Annotated in this window: 13 protein-coding genes; 6 read left to right on the top strand and 7 right to left on the bottom strand. The window is 59.9% G+C overall.

What is annotated here, in order from left to right:
• Nucleotides 1-66: 66 nt before the first annotated feature.
• Nucleotides 67-6,177, bottom strand: a complete 6,111-nt coding sequence (locus tag HNQ72_RS01965) for an apolipoprotein A-IV repeat region-like domain-containing protein (protein WP_183989329.1) — start codon at nucleotides 6,175-6,177, stop codon at nucleotides 67-69.
• Nucleotides 6,178-6,640: 463 nt separating this feature from the next.
• Between HNQ72_RS01965 and HNQ72_RS01960 the strand changes: the two genes are divergently transcribed.
• Both HNQ72_RS01960 and HNQ72_RS01955 read left to right on the top strand, forming a co-directional pair.
• Nucleotides 6,641-7,012: an Hpt domain-containing protein gene (locus tag HNQ72_RS01960; protein WP_183989328.1), complete on the top strand. Its 372-nt coding sequence runs from the start codon at nucleotides 6,641-6,643 to the stop codon at nucleotides 7,010-7,012.
• A gap of 141 nt (nucleotides 7,013-7,153) precedes the next feature.
• Nucleotides 7,154-7,474 carry a 2Fe-2S iron-sulfur cluster-binding protein gene (locus HNQ72_RS01955; protein WP_183989327.1) on the top strand — a complete coding sequence of 107 codons (321 nt, stop codon included), beginning with the start codon at nucleotides 7,154-7,156 and terminating at the stop codon, nucleotides 7,472-7,474.
• Between the two features lie 364 nt (nucleotides 7,475-7,838).
• On the opposite strand, the gene HNQ72_RS01950 is transcribed toward HNQ72_RS01955, so the two are convergent.
• The gene (locus HNQ72_RS01950; RefSeq protein WP_312405462.1) at nucleotides 7,839-8,447 is read right to left on the bottom strand and encodes a DUF922 domain-containing Zn-dependent protease; all 609 of its coding nucleotides are present in this window, start codon (nucleotides 8,445-8,447) and stop codon (nucleotides 7,839-7,841) included.
• 115 nt (nucleotides 8,448-8,562) lie between these two features.
• On the opposite strand from HNQ72_RS01950, the gene folP reads away from it, so the two are divergent.
• Genes folP through folK form a run of 3 tightly spaced genes read left to right on the top strand, consistent with a single transcriptional unit; the run spans nucleotide 8,563 to nucleotide 10,326 of the window.
• Nucleotides 8,563-9,438, top strand: coding sequence for a dihydropteroate synthase (folP, locus tag HNQ72_RS01945; protein WP_244654266.1), 876 nt, complete (start codon nucleotides 8,563-8,565; stop codon nucleotides 9,436-9,438).
• Nucleotides 9,438-9,803 (top strand): dihydroneopterin aldolase, encoded by a 366-nt coding sequence (gene folB, locus HNQ72_RS01940; protein WP_183989325.1) that lies wholly within the window; start codon nucleotides 9,438-9,440, stop codon nucleotides 9,801-9,803. Before folP ends, folB begins: the two co-directional genes overlap by 1 nt.
• Nucleotides 9,772-10,326 (top strand): 2-amino-4-hydroxy-6-hydroxymethyldihydropteridine diphosphokinase, encoded by a 555-nt coding sequence (gene folK / locus HNQ72_RS01935; RefSeq protein ID WP_183989324.1) that lies wholly within the window; start codon nucleotides 9,772-9,774, stop codon nucleotides 10,324-10,326. The genes folB and folK overlap by 32 nt, the downstream gene beginning before the upstream one ends.
• 98 nt (nucleotides 10,327-10,424) lie before the next feature.
• Here the strand turns inward: folK and HNQ72_RS01930 are convergent, their stop codons facing one another.
• The 4 genes from HNQ72_RS01930 to HNQ72_RS01915 all read right to left on the bottom strand — a co-directional run bounded on the left by HNQ72_RS01930 (nucleotide 10,425) and on the right by HNQ72_RS01915 (nucleotide 14,203).
• Nucleotides 10,425-10,982, bottom strand: a complete 558-nt coding sequence (locus HNQ72_RS01930) for a hypothetical protein (RefSeq protein ID WP_183989323.1) — start codon at nucleotides 10,980-10,982, stop codon at nucleotides 10,425-10,427.
• A gap of 116 nt (nucleotides 10,983-11,098) precedes the next feature.
• Entirely contained in the window at nucleotides 11,099-12,172 is a 1,074-nt protein-coding gene (locus HNQ72_RS01925) for a YcjF family protein (protein ID WP_183989322.1), read from the bottom strand.
• Complete coding sequence (locus HNQ72_RS01920) at nucleotides 12,169-13,638, bottom strand: YcjX family GTP-binding protein (protein WP_183989321.1); 1,470 nt, start codon at nucleotides 13,636-13,638, stop codon at nucleotides 12,169-12,171. Before HNQ72_RS01920 ends, HNQ72_RS01925 begins: the two co-directional genes overlap by 4 nt.
• Nucleotides 13,639-13,705: 67 nt before the next feature.
• A complete protein-coding gene (locus HNQ72_RS01915) occupies nucleotides 13,706-14,203 on the bottom strand; it encodes a SixA phosphatase family protein (RefSeq protein ID WP_183989320.1) in 498 nt (165 codons plus the stop codon).
• A gap of 256 nt (nucleotides 14,204-14,459) precedes the next feature.
• On the opposite strand from HNQ72_RS01915, the gene dksA reads away from it, so the two are divergent.
• Complete coding sequence (gene dksA, locus HNQ72_RS01910; protein WP_148144342.1) at nucleotides 14,460-14,879, top strand: RNA polymerase-binding protein DksA; 420 nt, start codon at nucleotides 14,460-14,462, stop codon at nucleotides 14,877-14,879.
• Between the two features lie 83 nt (nucleotides 14,880-14,962).
• Here the strand turns inward: dksA and HNQ72_RS01905 are convergent, their stop codons facing one another.
• The gene (locus HNQ72_RS01905) at nucleotides 14,963-15,958 is read right to left on the bottom strand and encodes a flagellar biosynthetic protein FliO (protein WP_183989319.1); all 996 of its coding nucleotides are present in this window, start codon (nucleotides 15,956-15,958) and stop codon (nucleotides 14,963-14,965) included.
• Between the last annotated feature and the right edge of the window lie 37 nt (nucleotides 15,959-15,995).

Raw genomic sequence — 15,995 nt, 5'->3', positions numbered from 1 at the left:
TTATCAAACAAAAAGGCCGCCCAAAGAGGCGGCCTTTTTTGTTCGTCTCGTCGATTAAGCTCCGGCTCAGCCGAAACGACCGGCGGCATGAGCCAGCATCGTGTAGACCTTGCCGGTATCCGAGGTCAGATAGCTCTGGGTAACGGTACGGTCGCGATCGGTGCGAGCGACGTCTGCAAGAAGCTTTTCGAAATCCGAGATATAGCGGTCGACTGCGGTACGGAATTCCGGCTCGCGATCATACTTGCGCTTGATATCGTCGAATGTCTGCTGGCCCTTCAGCGTGTAGAGCCGGCGGGTGAAGACATCGCGTTCGCCGCGCTGGTAACGACGCCACAGATCGACAGAGGCATCATGATCGATAGCGCGGGCGATATCGACGGACAGCGAGTTGAGCGATTCCACCATGTGACGCGGGTTTCGATTGTCACCATTGGCGGTCCGTGGCGCCTGGGCAGGTTCTGCCGGACGGGCAGCAGGCGCGCGCGCCGGGGCCTGTGCCGCAGTCTCATCACGCGACGCGCCACGCAGGAGGTCACTGATCCAGCCGCCCTGGCCCGCAGGAGCCGATGTGTCTGCCTGACGCGCAGCGGGTGTTGCCGCCGGAGCCGGCTTGCCTGCGGGCAGACTGCCCCGAAGCACGCCAGCTGAATAGGCATCGTTGCGCGGTGTTGCCGGGGCAGAGACCGGCGCTGGAGCCGGTTGCTGAGTGATCTGCTGCTGCGGCCGGACCGGAGCCGTCGGCCCGCTCTGTGCGAGCGATACCTTGGGCTGACCAGCCTCGGCGACTTCGAGCTGCTGCGACGAGCGGCCGACGAGCTGGGAGATCTCCTGAAGCGCCTTGATCTGCTCGGATACGGCGCGTCGCATGGCTGCGGCGCTTTCCTTGGCTTCTTCCGGCAGGTCGAAGGCACCGCGCTTCAGTTCCGAGCGGGTGGCATCGAGTTCCTGACGGATATCCTGCGCCGAGCGGCGGATCTCGTCGGTGGCACCGGAGAAGCGGCCGACAGCTTCCTCGACAGACTGGCGCAGCGTCTCACGCAGGTGCTTGGCGGCTGTATCGGATCGCTGCGTGGCATCACCCATCAGGCGTTCGACATCGGTGAGCGAACCGGAAATGTTGCCGCGCATCTGCTCGGCCAGTTCGCGGGCACGCTTTTCGGCGTCGGAGAGTGTCGTCTCGATCGTGCGGTTAGCTTCATCGCCTGCGTTGAGAAGGGCAGCGCGCATGACTTGCGCTGTCTGCTCGGCACGCTGCTGGGTCTCGCCAAGGCGACGACCGATATCAACAAACGACGCATGCAGACCTTCGCGCAGCTTGTCGCCGACATGGGCTGTCCGCTCCTCGGCACGTTCGAAGGCGCCGTCGACGAGCGCGGTGAGGTTGCGAAGCGTTGCCTCGATCTCGTCCGAGCGCTTTACCAGGCCAACGGACAGGTTGCGTAGAGCATCCTGGCGTTCGTCCAGCGTGCTGACGAGGTTCGACTGGGCGGCATTGAGAAGCTCCGAGGCCTGGGCGAGAACCTTGGAGTGATCCTCAAACCGACCGACAATGCCGCCGACCTGGCTCAGCGTCTGGCCGGAGATGTTGACGAGGCGGTCGATATTGTTTTCGAGCAGGCGGGTAGAGCCTGCAACCAGATCTGCCGCCGAACCCGCCGAATGGGCGAAGCGCGAAGCAGTCTGGTCGAGTTTCTGGTCGGTTGCTGCCAGCTGGTCGGCTGCAGTTTCGACGAGAGAGGCAATGTTGACATTGCTGCTCGACAGCCGCTCGATAATACCTTCGACATTGGCAAGCAGGCTCTGCTCGGCACCACGAACCACATGGGCGGCAGCTTCCGTGCGCTGATTGAGTGCAGCAAGCGTCTCGTTGGTACGGGCTGCGATGGCTTCAACCAGGGCGGCGTTCTCTTCGCGGATACGAGCGCTGGTTTCCTTGGCGGCGGAGGCGAGGCGTTCGGCGTTCTGCTGGGACGCAGACGTCAACCACTCGGCACTTTGCTGCGTGGCGGAGGTCAGGCGTTCTGCGCTCTGTTGCGCTGCCGCTTCCATGCGTTCGGCCGCGGTCCTGCCAGTTTCGGCATAGGCCTCCACCATCGGCTTTGCCTTCTCGTCGAGCAGGCGGGACAGTTCCTCCGAACGGCTTGCAAGCATCGAGTTGAGGTCGCGGGAACGGGTGTCGAGCGCGGTGCGGATCGCATCACCACGAGCGGCCAGTGCGCGATCGACGGCATCCAGTGCGACATCAAGCTCGCCTGCGGCGTCCGACAGGGTCGAGCGGATAGACTGGCCGCGGCTATCGAGCGCTTGTTCGGCATCGCCGAGCGCGGTCGAAATCGCCTCGACCTGCTGTTTTACCAGCTTGTCGGCTTCGGCCACCTTGTTGACGATTGCGCTGCCGGCATCGGAGAAGGCCTGAGCGACAGTCGCAGCCTGGCCGGCGAGGCGGCTCTGCGTTTCGGAGATGCGGCCGACGATTTCGTTGGAGCGCTCCTCGATCGAACGGGTGAATTCCTCGTTGCGGCTGGTGAGTTCCTGGGTGAATTCGGAGCCGGCGCGAGACAGCGTTTCTGCCGAGCGGCTGGCTTCGTCATTCATGCCCTGACCGGCTTCAACGACAGCTTCGCGAAGCGAGGAGGCAAAACCTACGGCCTTGCCTTCGATCGTCTTGGCGACGTTTTCGAGGCCATAGGACAGTGCCCGGTCCATGGTGCCGAAACGTTCCTCGATATGGGCCGTGCGGCCTTCGAGTGTTTCCGCGATACGGGCAGCGGCTTCCGCGCTTGTCTGCTCAAGAGCGTTCGTCCGTTCGTCGATGGTGCGGGCGATGCGTTCCGCAGCTTCGCCGGTTGCGCGTTCGATTTCGATCCCGCGGCTGTTGACGGTTTCGGAGACCCGGTCGGCCGCAGCGTTGGAGATACGCTCCAGTTCGGCCGTACGGGCGCCGAGCGCGTCCGCCAGGCTGCTGCCGGCGGTATCGACGATAGAGCTGACGCTGAGAACCTCGTTGCGAATACGGTCTTCCAGTCCGCCGAAGGTCACTTCGATGCGGCTTCCGGCGCTGTCGAGTGCCGTCGAGACACCGCCGACCGTCTGTTCGACGCGGGAGGTGAAGGCGTCTGTCGACTGGTTGATTTCGCGGGCTGCATCGCTGATCTGGGTGGCGATCGAGCCAATATTGTCGCGCAGACGGGTGTCCAGCATTTCGCTGGCCGTATCGATCGTGGAGCGCAGGACTTCCTGCTGGTTTTCGAGCGACATTTCGAGCATGCCGGCGCTGGTGGCAATCGTCGTGCCGATCGAGGTCGCCTGATCCATCATCAGGGTATCGATCTGGTCGCGGGCATCGGTCAGCGTGCCGGCGATCGTGGCGGCACGTTCGTCAAGCGTCGTGCGCAGGCGATCATGGCCGGAATCGAGTGCATCCGACATTTCGCGGCTTGCCTGGCCAAGCACATCCGCCATGCGCAGATGAGCGGAACCGACGGCATCGGTAAGCTGGTCTCCGCTGAGGGCCAGCGTATCGCCGATCTGGCGCGCAGCCGTATCGAGCGTTCCAGAAATCCGTTCATGGCCGGCATCGAGCGACGATGCAAACCGTTCGTGAGCGGTGTCCAGAGAAGACGTCATCTGCTCATGGGCGTTTCCAAGAGACGATGTAATCTGTTCACGTGCGGAGGTGAGCGAACTAGCTAGCTGCTCGTGGGATACGGCAAGCGACGTATCCATGCGCTGCAATCCATCGCTCATCGTCGCGTCGAAGCGCCCGGTGCCTTCGGACAAAGCCGTTTCAATCCGGCCTGCCGCGCCGCCGACAGTCTGTTCGAGACGATCGCCGCCACTCTGGAGAAGGCTGGCAAGCTCGGACGTACGGCTTTCCAGCGAGATGTCGAGATTGAGCTGGTTGTCGGCAAACGCCTCGCGGATGGCCTCGGCGCGCTTTGCAAACGCCTGTCCGAGGCGGGTATCCGCATCCGCAACACTGTTGACGACATTCGACGTGTGGTCGGTCAGCGCGGTCGTGAGACGATCCTCGTGCAGCGACAGCGAGGTCACGATTTCCATGGACTTGTCGTCGAGCATTTCCGACATGCGATCACGGCTGGAGGCGAGGGTGGTGTCGAGCGCAGCCGCCCGCTTGTCCATCTCGTCGGTCAGGCGCAGTTCGCTTTCAGACAAGGCGCGCGTGATCGCTTCGCTCTTCTGGTCGAGAATATTGGCAAGGCGATCCGGCGTTTCCGCCATCAGCGATTGCAATGCGCCAGCCTTTTCGTCGACAGCACCGGCGAAGCGCTCGTGGCTTTCCGTGACCGATTCGATGATGGCGGAGGTGCGGCTGGAAATGCTGTCTTCGAACCGCTTCTGGCTGTCGGCAAGGCTGGCGGAAATTTCCCCGCCACGCGCCGCCATGATCATGTCTATCTTGTTGTGCGCATCGCCGAAGGCGCCGCTGATCTCGCTGCTGCGTGCGGCGAGTGCGTCGGAAAACTCCTTCGAGCGGCTTTCCAGCATCGAATCAAGAACTTCCTGGCCCGTTCCAAGCGTCGTGGCGAGCGCCAGCTGCTGGTCGGTCAGCGCATTGCCGATCCGTTCGATGCTTGACGACAGGATGCCGTCGATCGCCTCGTGGCCGCCGGCTACGGTCTCGTTAATGCGAGCGAGGCTGTCCATCAGCTTGCTGTCCAGGCTACCAGCACGCTGGTCGAAGGCCGTGGTGAACTGCGACAGTCCCTCGTCGAACGACGTGCTGAGATGGCCGATCGTCGTATGGAGGCGTTCCTCGAAGAAGCCGGTGCGCAGGTCCAGATCCATGACCGCGTCATCTGCTGCGGACTGCAGGCTTTGACGGAAGGAGCTGCTCTTGTCGTCGAGTGAACGATTGAGGGCAGTGAGCACACCGTCGAGCGAACCGGTGATCGTCCTTTCGCTGTTCGTCAGCCCTTCGGTGATTTCCCTTGTGCGGGCGATCAGGGTTTCGTTCAGCTGGCGTGTGCGGTCGGCAAGTGCCGCGTTGAGCTTTTCGGTATTGGCGTCGAGGCTCGATGCGCGGGTTTCGAAATTGGACAGGATCGCGTCGCCCTTGTCTGACAAGGTCGAGCTGAGCATTTCCAGACGGATATCGAATTCGGTCGACAACGCGATGCCAGAGGTCGTCAGCGTGTCGATCAGATTTTCGGTCTTGGTTGCGAGCAATGAGGCCAGCGCTTCGCCGGCTGCATCCGACTTCTCCATCAGGGCTGCGGCCCGCGTATCGATCATCGAGGCGAAAGCTTCGCCGGATGTTGCGAGACGGATAGAGATTTCTTCGGTCGCGAGCGCCAGCTCTTCCTTGAGCTGATCGTGCGCACCGACCATCGAAGAGCGAATGCGTTCTGCGTGATTGACGATTGCTTCGCGTTCGGAACCCAGTTCCTGAACCAGGCCGCGAACGCGCATCTCGTTGTCGCTGTAGCTGCGTTCAAGCGCGTTGACTTCCGAATGGACGAGAACTTCCAGCTCGGCTGCGCGCGCGATCGTACGCTCGATGCCCTCGTTCATGGCCGAGACTTCGCGGCGTACGGCCTGGCCGACGCTCATGATCCGTTCAGATGCGATGGTTTCCGGCTCGGACAGGCGCAGGGCGACTTCTGCCATGGAGCGGGCAGCGTTCCTGAGATCCTGCGCACGGGCCATCATGATGGCGAAAGCGAAGAACAGGAGGATGGGGACGAGAATGCCGACGGCAAGCGCGACCAAGCCCGGGGCGGCGAGAACGCCGGCAACCGATGTGATTTCCCACAGTGCTCCGCCATAGATCAATTGACCGAGGCCGATACCAGCCACCGCCCAAAGAATGGAGATAATCAAAGCGTTGCGGATTGCGCCACGAACAGAGCCGCCGTCCAGTGCACGCATAATAGACGCCGTGTTCCTGCGTCCGGCATCGTTGGCGGGCTCAAAGGCAGGCTGGCGCGGCGACGTCTCATTCGAAGATTGGCGCGGTGCTTCCGCGGTCGCCTCGCGGCGGGGCGACGCTGATTGAGACGGGGCAGGGCGGGATCGCGGCTTGTCTGACACTCTGGCCTCCGAGGCGGGCTTATCGCGGGGCGGTTCATCGTTGAAGTCGATCTTTAGCGCATCTTCCAATGCCTGGAATGCCGTTTCATCGATGGATTCATTATTAGTGTTCTTCGCCATGCGGTTACGCCTCGTTACATACACGCCCGGCATCCCACTCGACTTGCTGCGGCCTGCAGATCGATGAGCGGGATACTCATGCCGGAGATCGCCAGCCCTAGAGCTTTGGATCACCTATTACAAATTCATTCGACGGCCGTTCTTTCAAATGGATGATAATGAAAGCTTACCGACCGTCCCACATTGGTCACTGTAAAGTTCCAGTGAGCCATTGAACCGTATTGTACTGGCACAATCAGCCTTTTCGCACAAATGAAACGCGCCATCATGATACCGGCACCGCCGTCTTGTTAACAGGATTTAAACCATGCCTCAGGGTAAAACCCCTGCAATCACGGCACTTTAATGCAAATTAACCATTCGCGAAGATTTGCGCCGCGTTTGTGCCGAAATTTAACGGGATAGCCATGGCTCAGACGGACAATCCGAAGTTGAGATCATTATAAAGCAAGGAACCCAGCAGATGGCAACGGCCGCGCGTATCGCTTTTGAATCTCCCGACAATCACAAGACGGCATGCCCGTCGAAGGATCGTCCGGTCGACCTCGTCCATCTGGCAAAACAGACGATGGGCGACAAGGCGCTGGAGGCCGAAATCCTGCAGATGTTCGCGCGGCAGGCACGCGCGCTCGTACAGGAAATCGCTATTGCCGATGTTGCAACGGTGACCGCGCTTGCACACCGGCTCAAAGGGTCAGCAAATGCCGTCGGCGCCTTCAATGTAGCGGCTGCGGCCGCACGTCTGGAAGCAGAGCCCGGTGAGGCGGCGGCGTTGGCCTCGCTTTACGCGGCGGTCATAGAGGCTGAAAACTTCATCACCGGCCTCTGCCGCTGACACCTGCCTTACATCGCATGGACGCCGGCAGCAAAGCCGGCGTCGTCCGTGCGATTGACTGAACCGGCAGTTTGGTGGCAGAGACGGGGTTTACCCAAGGCTTCCAAAGGGCAATGCCCGCAAATCCCGGATCTTCCAAAAATGACGAAACTGATCATCGTAGCCTTCGACGGCACACGCTTCGAGATCGACGCGGACAACGGTTCGACGGTGATGGAGAATGCTGTACGCAATTCTGTTCCCGGTATCGATGCGGAATGCGGCGGCGCCTGCGCCTGCGCTACCTGTCATGTCTATGTCGACGAGGAATGGACGGAAAAGGTTGGCGCGCCGGCTCCGATGGAAGAAGACATGCTGGACTTTGCCTTCGATGTCCGTCCGACTTCACGTCTTTCCTGTCAGATCAAAATGAAGGCTGATTTCGATGGTCTCATCATTAATATTCCCGAGCGTCAGGCCTGATAAGAATAGAGTTTCCGGAAAAAAATAGCCTCGCTCTACAGAGTCGAGCGAGGCGAGGTGGGCGCAAGGCCGGCAGGCGAGGGAGGTGACGCCTGCGGCTCGGTTACGCGCCGGGGGAACACGGAAAACTGAAACGCCACAAAATGGACGCTGACCGACGAGCTTGCTCTCGGATTGAATTGAAGTGGGCATGCTTCATGCAGCGAATGATGTCGGATGGTTGTCCGATACATATATAGGTAATTGCTGCCTAATATACAGGAATGGCTTTCATCAGGCCACCGCAATAAATTACCCCTTATTCAACCGTATCTGCGCAAGCCTGGCGCAAGGCCGGGTAACGGCTCGTCAATGATCGTATCTATCACTGACGCTGGTCGATGCGATATTGCAGAAGCCTCGTCATGCGAGCGTCGAAATTTTTGGCTTCGACGCGATCGAAAAGGGCTTGCTGCTTATCGTGTTCGGCAAGTACGCGCCGCGTGGTTTCCGTCACGAGAGCCTCTACACCGTCGCAGGTGTTGCGGGCAGGCAGGGCAAGCAGTTCCTTCTCCAGCATGCGGGCGTAATTTCGAGCGATTTCTGCGTGCCGTTCCTCGTGCCGCTTGATATCTGACGACAGGGTCGCCCAGATGAAGCGCAGATCTTTCTCGGCCTTACCGCCATTATTCCATCGCGGTAGGATGATATGGGTGCGAAGCGTGACCTTGGCGCCGCCGACCGAGCAGCGACCGCCGCGCTCCACATAGGTAACCTCTCCGCCAAACTTGATCTCGGTGGCTCCTGGATGCCTGTGTCCGCTGGTTTTGGTGACGGGGCCGTGGCGCTCCAGCTCCTTGTCGAGTTCTTCTGCCGTGCGTCCGCCGATGCGGAAATAGGAGTATGATTTTGAGATGACAGGCTCAGCCTGTACCGGGGCCGAGATCAGGCAGAGTAGAAAGGCTGCACCGAAGGCTCGGTGGACTCTGCGCATCAAAAACATTCTCTGGCCTGGTACGTTGAAGTTGAAACGAGCTTGGGGCATAGCCAACGCAAGTGCAACACGAAGGCATGAAATTTTGCGTTACTTTCAAAAAGATGGATCACCTGTGACATCGTCGCGCAACAACGCCTGGCGTCTTGCCCATGGACGCAGCCTGACGCTCGGTGAGGCCGGTCACGTCATGGCAATCGTCAACGTGACGCCTGACAGCTTTTCCGATGGCGGTTGTTACATTGATGTCGAAAGCGCTGTGAGGCATGGGCTTTCCTGCGTCTGCGACGGCGCGTCCATCCTCGATGTCGGTGGGGAATCTACGCGGCCAGGCGCCGCAATGGTGACAGCTGCGGAGGAGCAGGATCGCATTCTGCCGGTTATCGAAAGGCTGGCGCAGGAAACGGATGCGTTGATTTCCGTAGATACGTACCGCGCCGAGACAGCCAGGCTCGCCATTTCTGCCGGCGCCCATATCGTCAACGATGTTTACGGTTTGCGGCACGATCGCGAGATGGCCGATGTCGTTTCCGAGAGCGGAGCCGGACTCTGCATCATGTATACCGCACGCGGGCGTGACGACCTTCTTGAAGACATTATCGAAGACGAGGTGATGTTTTTTGGCCAATCGCTGGATAGGGCGAAAGTTGCCGGTATTGCGGACGATGCAATCGTGCTCGATCCCGGGTTCGGTTTCGTCCAGAGGCGCGAACAGGACAATGAGTTGATGGCGCGCTGCCGTGAGCTTCACACGCTCGGTTTTCCATTGCTCGTCGGGACATCGAGAAAACGTTTTGTCGGCGCGATTACCTCGCGTGATGTGGCGACGGAGCGGGATTTCGCCACGGCTGCCACGACTGCAATGCTGCGGCTGGCCGGTGCGTCGATCTTCAGGGTTCACAATGTGGCGGCAAATCTGGATGCGTTGCGCATGGCTGACGCAATTCTGGAGGCGCGACGGTCAACTCGACAGGCAGGAGACGCACACTGATGACGATCTTTCAGGTCACGCTCAAGAACTGCGCCTTCTACGCGCATCACGGGGTTTTCGAGCAGGAAAAGGCGCTTGGTCAGCGCTTTTTCGTCGACGTCGTCATGGATGTCGAGGCAGGCGATGCCCTCGGGTCCGATGATATCGAGCAGACCGTTCACTATGGGCTGGTCTATGAGTTGGTCGAAAAGATCATGACCGGTAGCCGTCGTAACCTGATCGAAACACTTGCCAATGACGTGGCTCTCGGTCTCACCGCATGGTCGCCGATGATCCGCCGGGTCGAGGTGGCGATCAGGAAGCCAAGTGCACCGATCGCCGGCATTCTGGATTATGTGGAGGTGCGTGTTGAGCATCGGAATTGATCGTCCCTGGGAAACCGCAGCGCTCGGACTGGGCGGCAATATCGGCGATCCGGCCGCGGCCATGGCGCATGCTTTGCAGGCAATCGATGCGCGAAAAGACTGTCGGGTTCTGGCTGTCTCGCGGCTCTATCTTACCCCGCCATGGGGCAATACGAACCAAGCCGATTTCTTAAATTGCTGCGCGCTGATCGACACCGAGCTCGAGCCGGAGGAACTGCTTGATCTCTGTCTTGCGCTTGAGCGAGAAAGCAAGCGGGTGAGGGCGGAGCGTTGGGGGCCAAGAACGCTGGACATCGATATATTGACCTATGGTGACCGCGTTGAGAAAACGCCGGCGCTGGAATTACCGCATCCGCGGATGACCGAGCGCGCTTTTGTGATGTTGCCGCTGGCAGATCTCGCGCCGCATATGATCATCAACGGACGCAAGGCGGAAAGCTGGGCGGGGAGCCTGAATTCGACCGGGATCAGGATAGCAAAACCTGACGGTCTGTGGTGGCGGCAGATTTCCACGGTTGAATAAACGGTTTTGCCTGAAAACGAAAATCCGTTTTCAGGCAATGATATGCTTTATAAAATTAATGCAGAAGATTAGCTTGAATGCCTGCGGTGCGGTATTGATTATTCCTTGATCGCGCCTACGGCGATCGAATCGACGTCACGATCAAGCGACAGGCCGATCACGGGCACCATCTGGTCTTCTACCTTCACCGAAATGGTGATGTTCATCTTGTTGTCACCACGCAGGCTGGCAACCATTGCGCCGTTGAGCTTAGCGCGGTTGATACCCATCACGACCTTGTCGCCGTTGACCGAGCCGGAAACGATATCCAGGCCTTTGCCTTCAGCGCCATCAAGGAACTTGCCTGTATAACCACGTCCGTTCTGGGTGATGATCGCGGTCATTGGCTGCTGGAAGACACCGACCCGGCAGGTGCCGTCGAGCTTGATTCCCGTGTCGCCTTCGGGAGATGGCGATCCGGTCAGGCTGCAGTTGAACTTGGTGCCCTTGTACTTGCCGGCAACGATCTCGCCCGGTCCCTTCCATGCGCCTGCAACGGACTGGAAGAAGACCTGATCCCTGGAGGCTGCTTCTGCCTGCGGGGCAAATGCCGGGACCGCGGTGACCAAAGTCAAAGCGGCAAGCCCGCCGAAAAGCGAAAAGAAGCGCGAATACATGAGGCTTTCCCCTTGGGACGTTCCGCAGTCAGCGGCAATGTTTAGTGGGGCCGAAATTAAGCGAGAATGGTTAATGCTTCGTATCTTTTGGCGTCCCTGGGATGTTCCGGAAGGGGTTAATCCTTCTCGTCTGTGCGGCCGGCAGCGACGATATCGGACATGAAATCGCCGATCCCCGGACGGGGCAGAGCGCGGAATGGCAGCGGTCGGCACAGGTCCATGGCGGCGATCCCGATACGGGCCGTCAGAAGCCCGTTGATGACGCCTTCACCGAGCCGCCGCGACAATCGCGAGGCAAGTCCGTGACCGAGAACCTGCTGGGCCAGACCATCGCCGACGGCGATGGAGCCTGTGACCGCCAGATGCGCTATGACATCACGGATCAGCCGCAAAAGCCCCAGTTTTCCGGGCCTTGCCCCGTAAAGTTCGGCCATTGCCCGCACAAGGCGGGTGACCTCGAACAGCACATAGGCAAGATCCACGATGGCGCGCGGGCTGATGGCTGTGACGACCGCCACCCGCTTTGATGAATTTAGAATAAGACCGCGAGCCTTGCGATCGAGTGGCGTCAGCAATTCACGCTCGGCCAGATCGAGAAGATGCGGTCCGTCGATAATGTCGTCCTTGGTGCCTTCGATAACACTACGTCCCTTGGCAGTCTCCGCCCGGTGGCTGAGGAGAGATGTCAGCCGTTCCACCACCTTGCGCGCAGGATGGGCCTGCACCGCCGCCGCCGCCTCGTACGCTTCGGTCTTCAGGCTCTGCACGGCGGCGAGCCGGGCGATTCCCATGATCTCGCGCCCGACAACGACCAGCAATCCAAAAAGCGCCAGCGCCAGCGCTGTGATCGCAGCATAACCGAGCCAATCTGCGCGCGCGAAAAGATCGCGAACGACCTGGTCTGCCCAGAGCCCGAAGGCGAGCGACAGGAATGTGCCAAGCGCAGCCGTTGCCAATCCGACAAACGAGAAACCTCTGCGCGGGCGCGGTTCCGCAACCGGAAGGCTCGCTGCATCGAGATCGGCACCGGAAAACGGATCGTCTTCGTCCGGCACCACGGTAACGGGCTGGTCGAAACTTTTGGGGCGGCGCACGGGGGAAGGCGTTTCGGCCTCCCGCGCAGTATCATCCTCTACCTGAAATGCAGCCGGACGGCGTCGGGACGGATCGTTGGTGTAGGGCGGTCTCATGCGAGGCGGTCTCCGAGCAGGAACTGCAGGGCACGGTCGAGCCGGATATGCGGCACTGCGAGATTGAGGCTGCCCGGACGCCCCTCCAGCGCTGGGGGCCGGAAGCGGACGAAGTTGATGTCCGGCAGATCAGGGCTGTCGCTATCAAGCGTGTTAAACATATGCGTCGGATCTGCCGGCAGGTCGCCGGGAAAGATCGCCGTCGTCTTCGTGCCGTCGAATCGCTCACCATTGATCGTTTCGCCCGCCATCGGCGTGCCGACGATCACCGGAAGCATATGATTGCCTTCCTTGACGCTGGCTTCGCGTGTGGCACGCACCGAGGCAATCGCCATGACTTCAAAACCGGCACCCGACAGACCTATGCGCTGAATGGCACGGTCCACCAGGCGACCGGTCAGCCGCTCAAGCCGGTCATGGCTCTCGTGGTGGAGATGGTCTGCCTTGGTGGCGGCGATCAGAACTTTGTCGATCCGGCGCGTGACGAAGGATGAAAAGAAGCTGTTATGTCCCGGCCGGAAACAGCCGAGAACATCGCCGAGCGCCCGTTCGAGATCCTCCAGCGCTTCCGGACCGCGATTGATCGCCTGAAGCGCATCGACGAGCACGATCTGCCTGTCGAGGCGGGCGAAGTGATGCCGGAAGAAAGGTTTCACGACCACGGTCTTGTAGGCCTCGAAACGGCGCTCCATCATCGCCCGTAGTGAGCCCTTTATCGCAGGTGTCTCGGCTATGCCGGGCAAAGGCGCGAATGTCAGCGCCGGCGAGCCTTCGAGATCTCCAGGCATCAGGAAACGCCCCGGAGGCAGCGTCGACAAGGACCTCTCGTCGGACTTGCAGGCTTTGAGATAGGCAGAAAACACCTCGAAAAGACGTCGGGCCTTCATTTCGTCGGCTGGCGCGTCCATATCGATCGTGGTTGCAAGCTGCATCCAGTCCTGGGCGAGTTCCTTGCGGATGCCCGTCTGCGCCAGCTCCGCAGTGGTATTGCTGAACTGGCGATAATCCTGCGCAAGAAGCGGCAGATCGAGCAGCCACTCGCCCGGATAATCGACGATATCGAGGGAAAGCCTGCCGGGAGAAAAGAGGCGGTTCCAGCCGCTGGCGCTCTGATAGTCGATTGTCAGCCGCAATTCGGAAATGGCGCGCGTCGAATCGGGCCATATCCGGTCTCGAACGAGCGCCTGTATGTGATCTTCGTATTGAAATCGCGGAATGGCGTCATCCGGCTGCTCTTCGAGCCGGATACCCGAAACCCGGCCGGAGCGAACCGCTTCGAACAATGGCAAACGACCACCATTCAGCAAATTCTGCACGATCGACGAAATCAGCACCGTCTTGCCCGCGCGGGAAAGTCCGGTCACGCCGAGCCGTATCGTCGGGTTGACGAGCCCCGACGCGCGGTCGGCGATGTTGTCGAGGGCAATGCGAGCGTCGTCGGTAAAACTGGTCAGCGAAGGCGCCAAGGCGGGATCCCGAAAAAGTGTTTTCCCCTATATAGGCGTGGGATGCCGCCCCGCAATGTCGACCTGCTCAGATGCTGAGCAGGTTGGTCAGCGTCCAGCCGCCGGAATCTCCCTGCGCGCTATAGTCGAGCACGGCAAGTCCCGCCGTCGGATATCCTCCCGGCATGGCGGCCCGCCGCTCTGCCTTGCCTATCAGTCCTTCCAGCAACAGGTCTATGCTCGGGTTGTGCCCGATCAGCATGACGGATCGGGCGGGGCGCTGCGCGGCAATGATCGCCGCATAAAGATCGGGCGTGCCGTTATAGAGTTCGTCGACGAACGTGATCTCCAGCGTTTCGCGAACCGCCCTGCGCACGATTTCCGCAGTCTGCCGGCAGCGTTCGGCCGTCGAGCTGATAAGACAATCCGGCACGTATCCAAGGTCTGCCGCGCGATCGGCCACCATCTCAGCCTGCGCATAACCGCGGTCGTCGAGCACACGGTCGAAATCCCGTCCACCCGGCGCTGCCGAGGCCGCCTGCGCATGGCGCATCAGATAAATACGGAATGGTTCAGGTTCGATCATCTTCGGCTCGCCAAAATGAAACGCTGAGTAAAAGGCGTAGCGTTGCTTTGGTCGATTGGTCAACCGGATCATGTGCTGACGGTTGAGGTGTTTGGAAGCCGGCTACCCATGCGATTATGGGAAAAGCATAAAAATTAGTCACTTAGCCGAATTTTGTGACAAATTTAAAACTGCTGCAAATCTGGGCGGAAGGCTTGAATGAGGACTGCTTAATGGAGTATAGGGGCCTCATGAGATGTTCTTCAGGAGAATCGCGTTGAGTGAGAAGATCGATCTTAGTAACTATGTGCTCTCGGAAAACGAAGAGTTCATGAATGCAAATCAGAAGGCATACTTCAGGGCCAAACTGATAGCATGGAAGAATGACATCCTCAGGGAGGCGCGGGAGACACTCGGGCACCTAGCTGAGGAAAGTGCAAACCATCCGGACCTCGCAGATCGCGCTTCATCGGAAACGGACCGTGCAATCGAATTGCGCGCTCGTGACCGGCAGCGCAAGCTTATATCCAAAATCGATGCCGCCATGCAGCGTATCGATGATGGGACTTATGGCTATTGCGAAGAAACCGGCGAACCGATCGGCCTGAAGCGATTGGACGCCCGTCCCATCGCAACACTTTCAATCGAGGCGCAGGAACGTCACGAGCGACGTGAAAAGGTCTATCGCGACGAATAATATTCGTCGGGTCAGGATAGAAAACAAAAAAGGCACGTTTTGACGTGCCTTTTTTGTTAGCATCTCACGGTTTGTGAGCTGCATTACTTGTCGCGGCTGGCGGACATTTCACCGAATATGCGAGCAACCTCGCTTTGCAGCGCCGGCTCGTCCCGCTTCGCATTACCGGGCGCAGCGACGACCGGTATGGCGATAGCCGAACCTGCTGGCTGCGACGGGCGATTTGTCCGATTGGCGAGGGATGGTTGGCGCGCAGCCATGTTCTGCGCCATTTCCTCTTCAAGAATTTTCTCGAAATCGCTTCCGAGACCTGTGGGCTTCGCAACAGCAGCCGGGGTCGGCTGAGATGTCGTCTGTACTGCAGGTGCCGAAGCGGTTGCTGGCGGATCGCGATCGACAAAAACGCGCTCGCGCTGACTGTCAAGAAAACGGGCGGCATCGTCGAGCGACGGCTGCGCGGACGCCTGTGCTTCCATGCGCGGCTGAGAAGGCAAATGGTCAATGCGAGCCGGATTTGCGGATGGAGTTACCGCAACGGGCTCCCGGCGCGGCGCCGGAATGGTATTTGCCGCTACAGTGGCGGCAGGTTGCGGCGGTGACACTGCGCCTCGGTCTTCTCGCGAGGGAATGTTGGTGTCACGCTCGTTGATCATTTCCACCCGTTGGGCGGAGGCCGGCACCGGTCGTCTTGCAGGCTCGGCTGCGGTTGGTCTTGCAGTGGCGGACGTAGGAATGGCTGACTGTGGAGCAGGAGGCACTTCCTGTTCCGAAGGTTCTGCGCTTCGGTTTGAACTGACAATCCGGCTTTCGATAACCACATCGGTCGGTCCACCGATCATGATCAGATGTTCGACATCGTCACGCCTGACAAGAACCAGCCGGCGTCGCGCATCGACGGCGGCCGCGTCGAGCACCTGCAATCGCGGTTGACGGTTGCGCCCGCCACGCACGAAAGGCGATGGCCCGCGGCGTCCGCGCACTATCCACAGAATTCCGACGAGGCAGATAAGGGCCAAACCTACGCCAATGACCGCCACGAGGAGGTTGCGACCGTATTCGCCCCACAGTTCTGCGACCATTTATGTAACTCCTTATGCGATCTATGCTTCTGACACA

The organism is Aliirhizobium wenxiniae (assembly GCF_014201355.1).
GTDB classification, from domain to species: domain Bacteria; phylum Pseudomonadota; class Alphaproteobacteria; order Rhizobiales; family Rhizobiaceae; genus Neorhizobium; species Neorhizobium wenxiniae.
Note: the sequence above shows the minus strand (reverse complement) of the source record. Positions and strands in the feature narration are given on the sequence as shown.